15 protein-coding genes are annotated in these 13484 nt (G+C 52.1%); 11 read left to right on the top strand and 4 right to left on the bottom strand.

Features of this window, described 5'->3' with window-relative positions; all coding sequences use genetic code 11:
- The gene (locus EJQ19_RS09090) at nucleotides 1–753 is read right to left on the bottom strand and encodes a sulfotransferase domain-containing protein (RefSeq protein WP_126140897.1); all 753 of its coding nucleotides are present in this window, start codon (nucleotides 751–753) and stop codon (nucleotides 1–3) included.
- 196 nt (nucleotides 754–949) lie between these two features.
- On the opposite strand from EJQ19_RS09090, the gene EJQ19_RS09085 reads away from it, so the two are divergent.
- From EJQ19_RS09085 to EJQ19_RS09055, 7 genes are all read left to right on the top strand, one after another.
- Complete coding sequence (locus EJQ19_RS09085; protein ID WP_126140896.1) at nucleotides 950–1360, top strand: hypothetical protein; 411 nt, start codon at nucleotides 950–952, stop codon at nucleotides 1358–1360.
- A 182-nt stretch (nucleotides 1361–1542) separates the two neighbouring features.
- The gene (locus EJQ19_RS09080) at nucleotides 1543–2529 is read left to right on the top strand and encodes an SDR family NAD(P)-dependent oxidoreductase (RefSeq protein ID WP_126140895.1); all 987 of its coding nucleotides are present in this window, start codon (nucleotides 1543–1545) and stop codon (nucleotides 2527–2529) included.
- 12 nt (nucleotides 2530–2541) lie between these two features.
- Complete coding sequence (locus EJQ19_RS09075; RefSeq protein WP_126140894.1) at nucleotides 2542–3255, top strand: sugar phosphate nucleotidyltransferase; 714 nt, start codon at nucleotides 2542–2544, stop codon at nucleotides 3253–3255.
- Nucleotides 3252–4214, top strand: a complete 963-nt coding sequence (locus tag EJQ19_RS09070; protein ID WP_126140893.1) for a GDP-mannose 4,6-dehydratase — start codon at nucleotides 3252–3254, stop codon at nucleotides 4212–4214. Before EJQ19_RS09075 ends, EJQ19_RS09070 begins: the two co-directional genes overlap by 4 nt.
- Nucleotides 4215–4230: 16 nt before the next feature.
- Nucleotides 4231–5325 carry a non-hydrolyzing UDP-N-acetylglucosamine 2-epimerase gene (gene wecB, locus EJQ19_RS09065; RefSeq protein ID WP_126140892.1) on the top strand — a complete coding sequence of 365 codons (1095 nt, stop codon included), beginning with the start codon at nucleotides 4231–4233 and terminating at the stop codon, nucleotides 5323–5325.
- Entirely contained in the window at nucleotides 5315–6304 is a 990-nt protein-coding gene (locus tag EJQ19_RS09060; RefSeq protein ID WP_126140891.1) for a polysaccharide biosynthesis protein, read from the top strand. Before wecB ends, EJQ19_RS09060 begins: the two co-directional genes overlap by 11 nt.
- Nucleotides 6301–7137, top strand: a complete 837-nt coding sequence (locus tag EJQ19_RS09055) for a dTDP-4-dehydrorhamnose reductase family protein (protein WP_126140890.1) — start codon at nucleotides 6301–6303, stop codon at nucleotides 7135–7137. Before EJQ19_RS09060 ends, EJQ19_RS09055 begins: the two co-directional genes overlap by 4 nt.
- 82 nt (nucleotides 7138–7219) lie before the next feature.
- On the opposite strand, the gene EJQ19_RS09050 is transcribed toward EJQ19_RS09055, so the two are convergent.
- On the bottom strand, nucleotides 7220–8113 hold the full coding sequence (locus EJQ19_RS09050; protein ID WP_126140950.1) for a VOC family protein: 894 nt from the start codon (nucleotides 8111–8113) through the stop codon (nucleotides 7220–7222).
- Between the two features lie 184 nt (nucleotides 8114–8297).
- Nucleotides 8298–9680 carry an NADP-specific glutamate dehydrogenase gene (gene gdhA / locus EJQ19_RS09045; protein ID WP_126140889.1) on the bottom strand — a complete coding sequence of 461 codons (1383 nt, stop codon included), beginning with the start codon at nucleotides 9678–9680 and terminating at the stop codon, nucleotides 8298–8300.
- 148 nt (nucleotides 9681–9828) lie between these two features.
- On the opposite strand from gdhA, the gene gltC reads away from it, so the two are divergent.
- A complete protein-coding gene (gltC, locus tag EJQ19_RS09040; protein ID WP_126140888.1) occupies nucleotides 9829–10728 on the top strand; it encodes a glutamate biosynthesis transcriptional regulator GltC in 900 nt (299 codons plus the stop codon).
- 21 nt (nucleotides 10729–10749) lie between these two features.
- Complete coding sequence (locus EJQ19_RS09035; RefSeq protein WP_126140887.1) at nucleotides 10750–11112, top strand: DUF1304 domain-containing protein; 363 nt, start codon at nucleotides 10750–10752, stop codon at nucleotides 11110–11112.
- 52 nt (nucleotides 11113–11164) lie between these two features.
- Here the strand turns inward: EJQ19_RS09035 and EJQ19_RS09030 are convergent, their stop codons facing one another.
- Complete coding sequence (locus EJQ19_RS09030) at nucleotides 11165–12076, bottom strand: SDR family oxidoreductase (protein ID WP_126140886.1); 912 nt, start codon at nucleotides 12074–12076, stop codon at nucleotides 11165–11167.
- 94 nt (nucleotides 12077–12170) lie between these two features.
- On the opposite strand from EJQ19_RS09030, the gene EJQ19_RS09025 reads away from it, so the two are divergent.
- Together EJQ19_RS09025 and EJQ19_RS09020 are read left to right on the top strand one after the other, a co-directional pair.
- Nucleotides 12171–13133 (top strand): helix-turn-helix transcriptional regulator, encoded by a 963-nt coding sequence (locus tag EJQ19_RS09025; protein ID WP_126140885.1) that lies wholly within the window; start codon nucleotides 12171–12173, stop codon nucleotides 13131–13133.
- A gap of 90 nt (nucleotides 13134–13223) precedes the next feature.
- Nucleotides 13224–13484, top strand: a 261-nt coding sequence (locus EJQ19_RS09020) for a VOC family protein (protein ID WP_338143325.1), incomplete at its 3' end; no start/stop codon positions are given.

The raw sequence follows: 13484 nt of genomic DNA, 5'->3' as shown, positions 1-13484 counted from the left end.
TTATGACCAATCCATATTTTTTTCATAACCCGTTTGAATTAATACCTCGCCGGCCACGCGTTTGAAAGCCGCCGTCACTTCGTCATCGAATTCATCTCTCCAGCCTCCAACAAGTCCTTTGCGGAACGTAAATGAGCGATCGCTGCTTATGTTTGCTTCCATTTGAAGCGCGAGCTGGTCGAGCGGCAGCGGCGGTACGCGGTCCTTCCATAGAAATGCGGCGATGCCAGCGATCTTTTCCTTTCTGAGCTCTTGTGAAGTCATTAATTCTTCGTACGTGACTGTATGCACACCCGATTCATACAACCAGCCCTGGAATACACGGAACCAATTCCGGATGTTTGGATACTGGCCATAACCGTGAATAAGCAGCAAATAGCGCTCCTTCTGACTCTTGAGCGCACGCAACTGCTCATACAGTGGATAATGCGGCAGCTTCTCGAGAATGAAATACGTCAGCGACACGAGCACATCCCGTAAGTCTCTGCTCATAAAAATCGTCTTCAATCCGGATTGGCGCAGCAGCGAAGCCCATTCTGCCGAGTAGTACACATGCCCCATATACAGTTCGCCCGGAGCTGCCTTGCTCAATATGGCGGCATGCGCAGGCAAATCCTGAGCTAATCCTTCATAGAATACGTAGGGATTCATGCTAGTTCCCGGCAATCCTAACAACAACTGATTGAGGAGATTCGTTCCGCTCTTCGGAACTGTGTTCAGAAAGATCGTAGGACTGGCATTGTGTATGTCCATGCAGGGCGGTACCTCCCAGTATTTATTTAAAAATAGATTATGTGCCGCTGTACCAATTTGACCCCTCAATGTGTCTATTTCCCATCAAGAAATTGGGAAAACCATCCATTTACTTCGCCCCTTTTTCAGAAAAAACAGCTCCCACACAAGCGAAAATTTCATATTTTAATAGCATGTAGCAAAAGGAGGTGATTCTATGACACAGATTTTTAGTATTGGGACAAGCGTTCCGGGTACAACAAGCGGTTCACTTTCCCGGACGGTTACAACATCGCCTATCACACTTGCCCAATTCGGTCTGGCGATTCCGCAAGGTGCCAACCGAGTTATCCTTAACGCCACAGTAGGCGTGACCTCCACGTTATTGGCACCCGTCTTGTTGTTTAACGTACTGCGCGGCAATGCCGTTATTTTCTCGTGCAGAGAGGAAGTCCTCTTAAATGCAGGGCAAGAGCTTACGGTCTCCTTTCAAGCGATTGATATGAACGTTCCCGCAACATCCAACCAAGGCTACACATTAAATGTTCAGTTGGAAGCGGGGCTGTTGACCGGCGCAACAGTTACAGGTCCAATCACTTTCTCCGGCGTTTCCTACACGTACCCATAGCCAATTGTGTCATTCAACCGGCTGCCCCGAAAGATTCATTGAGATCTTTAGAGGCAGCCTTTTCAAGTACATAATGATTACCTATTTTCAACGATTACAATTCCTGAGTGGGGGATAGTCCACTACTTCCCAATTCTTCGAGAATAGACTGTAACCATATGTTGGAAGGAGTGATTATTTTCATGATGCAAGGAAAGCAGGTTCTAGTTACAGGCGCTGCCGGATTTATAGGCAGTCATCTCGTTCATCAACTGGTTGCGGAGGGAGCAAGCGTCAAAGCGTTCATCCGATATAATTCAACGAATACTCGCGGATTTCTCGATCAACTGCCTGCAGATGTACAGCAAGAAATCGAGGTCATTAAAGGTGATTTGCGAGATCCGCATGGCGTCCACCGTGCGGTTAAAGGGACCGATACTGTCTTCCATCTAGGCGCATTGATTGCGATTCCCTACTCATATCAGCATCCGACAGATGTCGTTCAGACTAATGTGATCGGCACGCTGAATGTAGCCCAAGCCGTCCTCGAATTAGGCATCCCACGATTGATCCACACCTCCACCAGCGAGGTATATGGCAGCGCGCGCTATGTGCCGATGGATGAAACACATCCTCTGCAAGGGCAATCCCCTTATTCGGCCAGCAAGATCGGTGCAGATAAAATCATAGAAAGTTTCTACTGCTCCTATTCGCTGCCGGTCGTCACCGTCAGACCCTTTAATGCTTATGGTCCCCGCCAATCCATGCGCGCCGTCATCCCTACTATTATTAATCAAGCGCTGCACCAGCCTGAAATTGCGCTTGGCAACCTCACTGCGACCCGCGATTTCACATTCGTGGAAGATACCGCCCGGGCTTTTATTTGCGCAGCTTCACATGAGGCCGCCATCGGTCAGACGATTAACGCCGGGTCCGGCGCCGAAATTTCCATTGGCGAGCTTGCTCAGAAGATTAAACACATCATTGGCAGAGATATCCCCGTGCGGCTTGCGAGCGAGCGGGTACGGCCGGAGAAAAGCGAAGTGGATCGACTCTTCTCGGACAGCAGCAAGGCCGCTGCTTTAATTGGATGGCAACCTTCCATTTCGCTGTCGCAAGGATTAGAGCGGACGATTGCGTGGATGAAAGATCACCCTGAGCTGTATCGTCCGAATGAATATGTTGTATAAGGAGTGGATTCTGTGGAAGCCGTAATTATGACGGGAGGCAAGGGAATGCGCATGGCACCTTATACAAAGGTGCTTCCAAAAGGGCTATTGCCCGTCGGTGAACAGCCCATTCTCGAAATTATTGTCAAGCAGCTCCGAAATTATGGGTTTACGTCAATCACCATGGCATGTGGTTATTTATCTGGGCTCATCCAGACGTATTTCGGGGACGGCAGCTCTCGTGGTATTTCTATCTCTTATTATGTAGAAAAAGAACCTCTCGGCACCGTAGGGCCCATTCGATTGATCCAACGAAGATCCGGCCCCTTTCTGCTCATTAATTGCGATGTCTTAACGACGCTGGATTTTGCCGGGTTCCGGGATTTTCACATGACGGGAGGCAGCATACTTACCATCGCATCGCAGAAAAGAGGCATTCCCATTGAGCTTGGCGTGCTGGAAACCCAGGAGGAATATGTCACCAATTTCATAGAAAAGCCAACCCGCTCCGCTTATGTCAGTATGGGTATTTATATGATGAACCCGGAAATCGCCGATTATATTCCGGCAGGCAGCTATTTTGACATCCCAGATTTGATTCATAAGCTGTTAGCTGCGGGTGAAAAGGTGCGCCATTACGAAAACAATGACTTCTGGCTCGATATTGGCCGTCCATCGGACTATACACGAGCGAACGAAGAGTTCGGCAAGTTGAAGAGCCTCCTGCTGCCCGGTGAATCGGTATGACGCAAGCTTCCCCGCTCGTCCTCCTCACGGGGGTTAACGGGTTCGTTGGACAGCATATGGCCGCCTGCTTGCTCGAACACGGCATGGATGTGGTAGGCATCGGACGCCGGGCTTTCTGCGGGCTGCAGCATCCGCGCCTTGCCTACATCTCAGGGGATATGGCGCAAGAAAGCTTTATCAAGCAGTTGATTTCTGCGCATTCGTTTACGTATATCATTCATTTGGCCGGGGCCAACGATGTAAGTACTTCGTACAAAGATCCTGTTTCCGTGATGGAAGCGAACGCATGGAGTACCCTGCAGCTGTTGGAGGCGGTACGAACAGACTCCGCTGCCGGACTGAAAGGATTTCTGGCCATAGGGACCGCCTATGAGTATGACTTGGAAGCTGTGCCTGCTGCTCCGCTCGCGGAAACAGCGCCGTTGCTGCCCGGCAGCCCGTATGCCTGGAGCAAGCTGGTCATGGGCGCCGTTGTCCAGATGTACGGCCGTGTGTATGGCATTCCCGCGCTGCTGGCGCGAACGTTTAATTTAATCGGGCCCGGCCCTGCGACCGGGGTCTGCGCTGTCCTTGCCAAACAGGTGGCGCAGATGGAAAAGGGGCTCCTCCCCCCCAAATTGCATGTCGGCAATACGACTGTTCGACGGGATTTTCTCGACGTACGGGATGCGGTGGAAGCCTACCTTACCCTGCTACCATTAGCCTCGTCCGCCCCCGGCAGCGTCTACAACGTTTGCAGCGGCAAGGCTGTTCCTATCAGCGCCATCATCGAGTTGCTCAAACGCTGCGCAAACGTTCCGTTTGAAGTAACCATCGACAAACGTTTGATCCGCCCTTCGGAAGCAGCGATCGTTCAAGGCGATTATTCAAAACTGCGCCAAGCGACAACTTGGCAGCCTGGCATCCCGCTCGCCCAGACGGTGCTCGATACGTTGAACTACTACCGAAGCTTGGTATGAAAAGGAGTTTTACGCCATGAAGATCATGACGGTTCTTGGAACGCGTCCCGAAATTATCCGGCTAAGCTTAGTTATTGCCAAACTGGACCTTTTGGCCGATTCCCATATTCTCGTTCACTCCGGTCAAAATTATGACCGATCGCTCAGCGACGTTTTCTTCGATGAGATGGGTATACGCCCTCCGGATGTTCACATCCGCCTGAATGCGAATACGATCGGTGAGCAAATCGCTCAAATGTTCGTTGAAGTCGAGAAGGTTATCCTGCGCGAGAAACCGGATCGCATGCTCGTGCTCGGCGATACCAACAGCGCTCTGACCGCCCTGATCGGCGAACGGCACGGAATTCCCGTCTATCATATGGAGGCCGGAAACCGCTGCTACGATACTCGCGTGCCGGAAGAAATTAACCGTAAAGCTATCGATGCGATCTCGACGTGCAACATGCCCTATACGCCGGGCGCGCGTGAGAACTTGCTGCGCGATGGCGTTCCCGCTCAGCGAATATGGATGACCGGCAATCCGATCTATGAAGTGATGGAGCATTATAAGGGGCAAGCTTTAGCGAGCCGCATCTTGGATGAACTCGGCCTGCAGGCCAAAGACTATATTCTCGTCACTACGCACCGGGCCGAGAATGTCGATCATGAAGGCCGGTTGCAGCAAATTATTGAGGGTCTAGGGCTCGTTGCCCAGCATACAGGGCTCCCAATCATCTGCAGCACGCATCCCCGCACGAAAGATCGTCTGAAGAAGCTTGGCATCGCAGCCGCCGATCCGCTTATCCGCTTCCTGCCCCCTTTCGGATTTTTCGACTTTCTGAAGCTGCAGCAGGAAGCCGCCTGCGTCATTACCGACAGCGGTACCGTGCAGGAAGAAAGCTGCATTCTCGGCGTGCCGGCCGTGACGATCCGTCAAAGCACTGAACGGCCCGAGACGCTGCTGTGCGGCAGCAACCTGCTCTCAGGTCTGGAACCGCAGCGCATTGCTGCCTGCGTGAAACTGATGATGCAGTCTCAGCACAAATGGACGCATCCCGAAGGTTATCTGGATCCCCATGTATCCAGCAAAGTGGTCAAAATTGTATTAGGAGGTCAGAGTTATGTTTCATAACCAAACCATTCTCATTACGGGAGGAACAGGTTCTTGGGGGCAGGAGCTAACCCGCAGCCTCCTGCTGGAGGAACCGAAGGAAATCCGTATATTTTCACGGAATGAATATGCGCAAGTCAAAATGCAGCGGGACTTTGGTTTCCATCCGGCGCTTACCTTTCTCATCGGCGATGTCCGGGATCTGCAAGCCCTTGAAGATGCGTGCCGAGACGTCGATTACGTCTTCCATTTGGCCGCCTTGAAGCACGTCCCGATCTGTGAAGCCCAACCGGACGAAGCGCTCAAAACGAATGTGCAAGGAACGGAAAATGTCATCCGCGCCAGCATTCGCAGCGGCGTCAAGAAAGTGATAGATGTCTCTACGGATAAAGCCGTCGATCCGATCAACTTCTACGGCATGACGAAGGCGCTAGGCGAGAAGCTGATGGTCAGAGCCAACGATCTCAGCCAGACGACCCGGTTCGTTTGCATTCGAGGCGGCAACGTGTTAGGCACCAACGGAAGCGTAGTGCCTTTCTTTAAAAGCCGCATCCTGCAAGGCGAGGACATTCCCCTCACCCATATGGAGATGACCCGCTTCTTCCTTACGCTTTCAGAGGCCATCGGCTTGCTTCTGCGCGCTGCCAAAGCGGCGATCGGCGGCGAAACGTTCGTCATGAAAATGAACGCCTGCGGCATCCTCGACTTGGCCGAAGTGTTGATGGAACAGCTGTCCGACGGTCCGTTCACAGTCAGGGACGTCGGCATCCGCCCCGGCGAGAAGCTGCATGAGGTACTTATTTCCGCCCACGAAGTCCCCTTCACGTATCAATATAATGAAACGTATTATGTCATCCTCCCTGCCAATGCAGCCCACACGCTCACCCGCCATTACAGCCATCTGCCCAAAGCCGACTTCACGCAGTATGCCTCTAACGATTCCTTAATGACGAAATCCGACATTCTGGAAATGCTTCAAAAAGGAGGATTTCTCTCTTGAAATTGCTTATCATCGGGAGCCAGGGCATGGCTGGACATATGCTCAAAGACTACTTCTCCCGTCAAGCCGGCTATGAACTATGGTCGACGGCACGGACTTCCGATCCGTTCGACCCTCGCTCGGTATCCCTCGACGTCCGGGACGACGCCCATCTGAAGCAGCTGCTTGGCCAGATCCAGCCCGATACGGTCATTAACGCGGTCGGCCTGCTGAATGACGAAGCCAGAAGCCGGCAGACCGAGGGCATTTATGTCAACAGCTTGCTTCCTCATCTGCTGGCCGAATATGGGCAGCTGTTCGGATTTCGTCTCATCCACATTTCAACGGACTGCGTCTTCTCGGGCTCGCGCGGAGATTACACGGAATGGGATATTGCTGACGCTTTATCCGTCTACGGGAAAACCAAAAGCCTCGGGGAAGTAACCGCCCCCCATGCGCTTACCATCCGCACCTCCATCATCGGGCCTGAGCTCAAGACCGGCGGCATCGGCCTTTTTCACTGGTTCATGCAGCAAAAAGGCGATATTCAAGGGTACAGCCAGGTGTTCTGGAACGGCGTCACGACACTGGAGCTAGCCAAAGCGATCGCATGGTGCTTGGAGCGCCCCATTCACGGCCTCGTCCATCTGGCCGGCCAGCCGAAGCTGTCCAAACACGAGCTGCTGCTTCTCCTGCAGAAGCAGTTCCAGCACGATGCGGTTACCATTCACGAAAGCTCCGATATAAAGTCAGACAAGTGCCTTGTCTCCACCCGCACTGACTTTACTTATCCTGTTGCGCCATATCCGCAAATGATTGCCGAACTGCATGCTTGGATGAATCAGGCGCGCTAGCCTTCCGCCTCAAGTCTCTCGATCAGCGCTCACAAAAGAAAGCCTAGCGAGTCCTGTTCGCTAGGCTTCTTTCGCGTTATGATCAATTTCCCAGATACACCTTTTGCAATTCCGCGATGTCGAACTTCTTCATCTTCAAGAACGCTTCCGTGACGCGGGCACGCTGTTCTTGGGAACCTTCCGTCAACATCTTGTCCATGGCGACATGAGAAATCTGCCAGGAAACGCCGAACTGATCTTTGACCCAGCCGCATTGCTCCGCCTCTGGCACGTGGGAGAGCTTGTCCCAATAGTAGTCAATCTCCTCCTGCGTCTCACATTGAACGAGAAGCGAAACCGCTTCGTTGAATTGAAACTTGTGTTCGTACGCGCTGTCCATTGCCGTAAACCAAGTATGCTCCAGCATGAAGTCGGAGAACATCACCGTTCCTTCTTGATCCGGTCCCGAACCAGGGCCATACCGCAGGAGAGTGCCAGGCTTGGAAATCCGGAAAACCGACAGATAGAACTCACGGGCCGACTCGGCTTTTCCACAGTTGCTGCCCACAAACAGCATGGAAGGAATGATTGCGGGGCGAGGCTCTCCTTCCGGATTCGTCAGCATCAGCTGCCAGGAGACACCGTATTTGTCCTGAATCCAGCCGTACTTTTTGCTGAACGGATACTCGCCAAGCGGCATCAGAGCGAACCCGCCATCGGACAGCTTGTTCCATACTTCATCGAGCATTTCCGCCGCATGGCTGTCCCGAGACGGATCGAAATTGACGATAAAGGAGATTGTTGGATTGATTTTGAAGTGCGGACCGGCAGAGATCGCCATAAACGGCTGACCCCAGACTTCGAACGCTACCAAGTCACACTCCCCCGAAGGTGTCTCATACAAAACCGTCTGGCTGATGATGTGGGAATTCGGAAAAACATTGCAATAGAACTCCGCGGCTTCCTTCGCTTCTTTGTCAAACCACAGGTGCGGCATGATCGCCGGCTTGCCATGTTGGACTTCAGTCGTCAAAACAGTTCCTCCTTTGGAATTAAATTTCTTCCTTATTTTAACATAGAATCGAACGAATACAAACAAACGTTCCTTTTATGCAAAAAAACCGCCTCAATATGTCATTGTTCTTGTGAACAAGGGCATATCAAAGCGGTATAGGTAAGTCTTAAATTCCCTGTGCGATCATCGCATCCGCAACACGGACAAAGCCGGCAATGTTGGCGCCGACAACCAGGTTGCCGGGAATGCCGTATTTTTCAGAGGCTTCGACACACTCCCGATAAATATTGTGCATAATCGTATGCAGCTTCGCATCGACTTCTTCCATCGTCCAGGACAGCCGTGCGCTGTTTTGTGCCATTTCCAAAGCGGAGACGGCTACACCGCCGGCATTGGCCGCTTTCGCAGGAGCAAACAGCACCTGATTTTCCAGGAAAATATCGATCGCTTCTAAAGTTGAAGGCATGTTAGCTCCCTCGCCTACAGCTTTTACGCCATTGCGGACAAGCAGTTCAGCGGAAGCTTTATCGATCTCGTTTTGGGTTGCGCATGGCAGCGCAATATCGCAAGGAATTGTCCAGATCCCGGAACAACCTGCCGTATAGACGGCATCCGGATGTTCAAGCACATAATCGCTGCAGCGTTTGTTTTCAACTTCTTTCAAACGTTTCAGCGTTTCCAGATTAATGCCGGATTTGTGATAAATATAGCCGCTGGAATCGCTGCAAGCCACGACTTTAGCGCCAAGCTGCTGCGCTTTTTCAATCGCATAGATCGATACGTTGCCGGAGCCGGATACGACGACCGTGCTGCCTTCAAAACCGCGGTGCCCTGCGTTCTTGAGCATTTCTTCAACAAAATAAACGGCGCCATAGCCCGTTGCCTCTTTACGGCCCAAGCTTCCGCCATATCCGATGCCTTTTCCGGTCAGAACGCCTGCTTCATGGGCGCCGACCATCTTTTTATACTGTCCGAACATAAAGCCGATTTCTCTGGCCCCGACACCAATATCGCCGGCAGGAACGTCAGTATCCGGTCCAATGTGCTTGCTGAGCTCTGTCATAAAGCTTTGGCAAAACCGCATGATTTCCAGGTCTGATTTGCCTTTCGGATCAAAATCGGAACCGCCTTTTCCGCCGCCGATCGCCTGTCCGGTCAATGAATTTTTAAGGATTTGTTCGAATCCTAGAAATTTAACAATACTCGCGTTAACCGAAGGATGGAATCTTAAGCCGCCTTTGTATGGACCGATCGCGTTGCTAAATTGAACACGAAACCCACGATTGACTCTAACCTTTCCTTGATCATCCGTCCATGGAACCCGGAACGAGATGATGCGGTCTGGCTCGACCAAACGATCGAGAATGGCGTGCTGAATGTACTTAGGATTTTGGGCAAGTGCAGGAACCAGCGAGATGAATACTTCTTGAACGGCTTGATGAAACTCAATTTCATGGGGGTTGCGCTTTTTGACTGTCTCAAACAAGTCATTGACGTACTTCTGTGCATCTTCCGCGTGCGTTTGTTCGATTTCTTGTAGTAGACTCATGGGTAGACTCCTTTATATGTTAAAATTGCGAATAACCATTTCTCTTTTTCTGCCTAATAGTTTAATATTATTATTTAATAATTGATCGCTTCAATATTCAGATAAGATAAAGTTAATGCGTTTTACGCATGAATAGGAGGTGAGTCCCTTGGAAATTAGGCAAATGCGGTACTTTTTGGAGGTTGCGAAGCGGGAACATGTGACGGAAGCCGCCAACGCCTTGCATGTCGCACAGTCGTCAGTGAGTCGGCAATTGTTCAATTTGGAAAGTGAGCTGGGGGTCGATCTTTTTATTCGCGAAGGACGGAGGGTCAAATTAACGCCAATCGGAAGGGTATTTCTAGCACGGGTCGAACAAGTGTTGAAGATGATCAACGAGGCTGAGATCGAAGTGAAGGAATATTTGGAGCCGGAAAAAGGCGTCGTCCGCATTGCGTTTCCCATCAGCCTGGCTGCCCACGTGCTGCCGACGGCGATCTACGCCTTTCGTAAAAAATATCCGGAAGCCAAATTCCAGATGAGGCAAGCCTCCTATCGGGATTTGATTGATGGGGTGATCAACGGTGAATTCAATCTTGCGATGATCGCTCCCTTACCTCCGGACGAAAGGAAAATTAAGCAAAAGTTATTGTTCACCGAAAATATTGTCGCGCTGCTGCCCCAGCATCATCCGCTTGCCGGGCGCACCAGCATCCAGCTGCAAGAGCTCAAAGAGGATTCGTTTGTTACACTGCCTGAGGGGACGATTTTTCGGGAAATCGTGCTTAATGCTTGCAAGGCACTTGGGATTTCACCGCACATCGCTTTCGAAGGCGACGATATTGACGCTTTGAAAGGGTTGGTTTCAGCGGGACTTGGCGTAGCGCTCATGCCCGAGGTCACCTTGGTGGATAACATTCCGCACTCGACGGTGAAAATACCGATCGTTGATCCCGCCGTGACGAGAACGATCGGCATCATCTGCCCGACGCAGCGCAAGCTGCTCCCTACGGAGCAACTGTTTTTCCAGTTTTTGTCCGGTTTTTATAAGGAGTCGTTAAAAAAGTAAACGAAGAGAGGTGGCCATCGCATGATCGCGGTTTACATCGGGGCTGGATTAATTGGCTTGCTGCACATTTATATTTTGTGCTTGGAGATGTTTTTGTGGACCACACCGAGAGGTCTCAAAGCGTTCGGTTTGACGCCGGAATTCGCAAAGGCTTCCCGTTCTTTAGCGGGCAATCAAGGCCTGTACAACGGGTTTCTGGCTGCAGGGATATTCTGGGGGCTGCTGTACCCCGATCCGACAGTCAGCAAACATATTCTCATCTTCTTCTTGCTATGCGTGCTAGTTGCAGGCCTGTATGGAAGCTTCACGGCTAAAAGGTCCATTCTGTTCATACAAGCAGTCCCTGCTCTTGTGGTACTTGCGATTGTCTGGCTGGCGATGTAACGCGGCGTACACAGAAAGCCCGCAGGGAGACATCCCGCGGGCTCGTCTTTTATCACTTGTACCCGCGAACGTCCGCAGGTTTGTCCGCCTCGACAACCTCGACCAGATACCGCATGCAATCCGGCCGAGAGCCGTCGACATCCGTGAAGCCGTATACCTGTGCAAGCCCGCCGCTGGACAGAGATTGGCCGTTCCAGCGCCCGACTTCCGGATCCCCGGCAAGTGCGGCGACGGCGCGACCGACAAAACGCGGCGTCTCCGAGATCACGAAATGCGGCTCATCGGCCGTCGCATCCCGCCAAGTGGCCTCCGTCACCTTGAAGTGCTCGAGCATGATCTCCGAGCGCATCCATCCCGGCGTTAAGGCAACCGCCGTGCAGCCATGAGGCTGCACTTCTTGGGCCAAGGCCCAGGCCATGCGCGTAATGGACGTTTTCGCTTGATCGTAGAACACCGAAATCCGGTAATGCGTCTGATTGTACTCGGCGGTGCCGTCCGTCATTTCGACGATGAGCCCGTTCTTGTTCTTGATGAGCAGCGGCAGCGCATAGTGGCTTGTGATGATATGCGTATCAATAGCCAGTCTCAGCATGCGCAAGCCCTTCTCCAGCGAGTGCTCCCAAATCGGGACGTTCCACTCCGCCAAATACTCTGCCCCCCAAATATCGTTGACGAGAACGTCGAGTCGCCCCTGCTCCTGCTCGATCCGCTTCACCAAAGCTTCCACCTGCTCTGGCACCAGATGGTCGACCTGAACGGCAACCCCTTGCCCGCCCGCTTGCGTAACAAGCTCTGCGGTCTCTTCAATCGTCTCCGGCCGATTGTACTCGGAGCGCGCCTCGCGTGTCGTCCTTCCCGTGACATAGACCGTTGCCCCGGCTGCTCCCAGTTCGATGGCAATGCCTCGTCCGGCTCCCCGCGTCGCGCCTGCAACCAAAGCGATTTTCCCCTGTAGTGGTTTCATTCCATTAACGCCTCCTCTTTTGAATCTTATCTCATTGTACGCTATAATGACGTCATCTTTTGTCATATATGAAATGAGTGAAAAGGTGATCCTTATGAGAGCTGATCGGCTCGTTCGCATCATGGTACTGCTTCAGAATAACGGGCGAATGACAACACGGGAGCTGTCTCGCACGCTGGAAGTGTCCCATCGGACGATTCTGCGCGATATGGATGCGCTCAGCTTGTCGGGCATTCCTGTCGTAGCCGACCGCGGCAAAACTGGCGGATGGCGGTTGATGGACCATTTTCGAAGTCAACTGAGCGGTCTGAAGCTGGACGAGATGAAAACCTTGTTCATTCTCCCTTCGGAGAGCATGCTGGAGGATCTCGGCGTTCGAACCTTCGGTACGGACACCCGGCAGAAGCTGCTGGCCGCCTTGCCGAGTGCAACAAAGTCGGAAGCACGCCATTTTTTAGAAAAAATTTATATCGATACCGGTACATGGAAGCCCGTCGCAGATAAAAACAAAGCTTTAACCATCATCCAGGAAGCGCTATGGGCAGACCGCAAGCTCAAGCTTGTCTACCAGAAAGCCGACGGCACCTCTTCCTCCATCACCGTATGCCCGCTCGGGTTAGTCGTGAAAGGGAGCGTGTGGTACCTCGTCGCGCTGAATGAACAAGAAGCATATCGCAATTATCGTTTATCGCGAATTGTTCAGGCTGAACCTGCGGGCGAAGGTTTTACAAGGCCGAAAGACTTTCATCTGGCTGAATATTGGAAGAGGAGCAAGCTCGCTTTTTCGGAATCGCTGCCTGCCTTCCAAGTGAAAGTTGCAGCCGCCCCCGAAGTCGTCAGCCGGATGACGTTTACCGATAAGTTCGTCGTGAAGGTTGCGGAACAGGCTAGGCCGGACGACGGGATGCTGGACATCACGTTGAACTTCAATACGGAGCAGGAAGCCGTCCAATATGTACTTGGTTTTGGAGGGGCCGTGAAACTGATAGAACCCGAGCGATTAATTGCTCTCCTCGTTCAACAAGCCCATGCGGTGATCGGCATGTATCCCTCCTAGATTCACGGGTGCAGGAGGCTTTCTTCTTGGCGGAATTTTGGCCCTTATGCTAGAATGGTAAAAAATAGAAACGTAGGAGGCGTACGTTTGATGAAACCACGTATCACCGTGCTTACGCTAGGTGTGGACGATTTGGAGCGGTCGCTCCGCTTCTACCGCGATGGGCTTGGACTGCCCACGGAAGGCATTATCGGTCAGGAATTCGAGCATGGCGCCGTTGTCTTTTTTGATCTGCAGCCGGGTCTGAAGCTGGCACTTTGGAACCGCCGCGATCTCGCTCACGAAGCGAAAGTGCCTTTATCTGCGCCAAGCGCAACAGAGATGACGATCGGCCATAACGTCGGCAGCAAA

Source organism: Paenibacillus whitsoniae (genome assembly GCF_003955665.1).
GTDB lineage: Bacteria > Bacillota > Bacilli > Paenibacillales > NBRC-103111 > Paenibacillus_E > Paenibacillus_E whitsoniae.
The sequence above is the reverse complement of the archived record's forward strand: the minus strand, read 5'-3'. Positions and strand labels throughout refer to the sequence as shown.

What these genes read in the sequence shown, in the direction of transcription:
- EJQ19_RS09090 (WP_126140897.1), bottom strand. Translation starts at nt 753, where the DNA reads ATGGACATACACAATGCCAGTCCTACGATCTTTCTGAACACAGTTCCG.
- EJQ19_RS09025 (WP_126140885.1), top strand. Translation starts at nt 12,171, where the DNA reads ATGAGAGCTGATCGGCTCGTTCGCATCATGGTACTGCTTCAGAATAAC.
- EJQ19_RS09085 (WP_126140896.1), top strand. Translation starts at nt 950, where the DNA reads ATGACACAGATTTTTAGTATTGGGACAAGCGTTCCGGGTACAACAAGC.
- EJQ19_RS09050 (WP_126140950.1), bottom strand. Translation starts at nt 8,113, where the DNA reads ATGCCGCACCTGTGGTTTGACAAAGAAGCGAAGGAAGCCGCGGAGTTC.
- EJQ19_RS09080 (WP_126140895.1), top strand. Translation starts at nt 1,543, where the DNA reads ATGATGCAAGGAAAGCAGGTTCTAGTTACAGGCGCTGCCGGATTTATA.
- EJQ19_RS09060 (WP_126140891.1), top strand. Translation starts at nt 5,315, where the DNA reads ATGTTTCATAACCAAACCATTCTCATTACGGGAGGAACAGGTTCTTGG.
- gdhA (WP_126140889.1), bottom strand. Translation starts at nt 9,680, where the DNA reads ATGAGTCTACTACAAGAAATCGAACAAACGCACGCGGAAGATGCACAG.
- EJQ19_RS09035 (WP_126140887.1), top strand. Translation starts at nt 10,750, where the DNA reads ATGATCGCGGTTTACATCGGGGCTGGATTAATTGGCTTGCTGCACATT.
- EJQ19_RS09070 (WP_126140893.1), top strand. Translation starts at nt 3,252, where the DNA reads ATGACGCAAGCTTCCCCGCTCGTCCTCCTCACGGGGGTTAACGGGTTC.
- EJQ19_RS09030 (WP_126140886.1), bottom strand. Translation starts at nt 12,076, where the DNA reads ATGAAACCACTACAGGGGAAAATCGCTTTGGTTGCAGGCGCGACGCGG.
- wecB (WP_126140892.1), top strand. Translation starts at nt 4,231, where the DNA reads ATGAAGATCATGACGGTTCTTGGAACGCGTCCCGAAATTATCCGGCTA.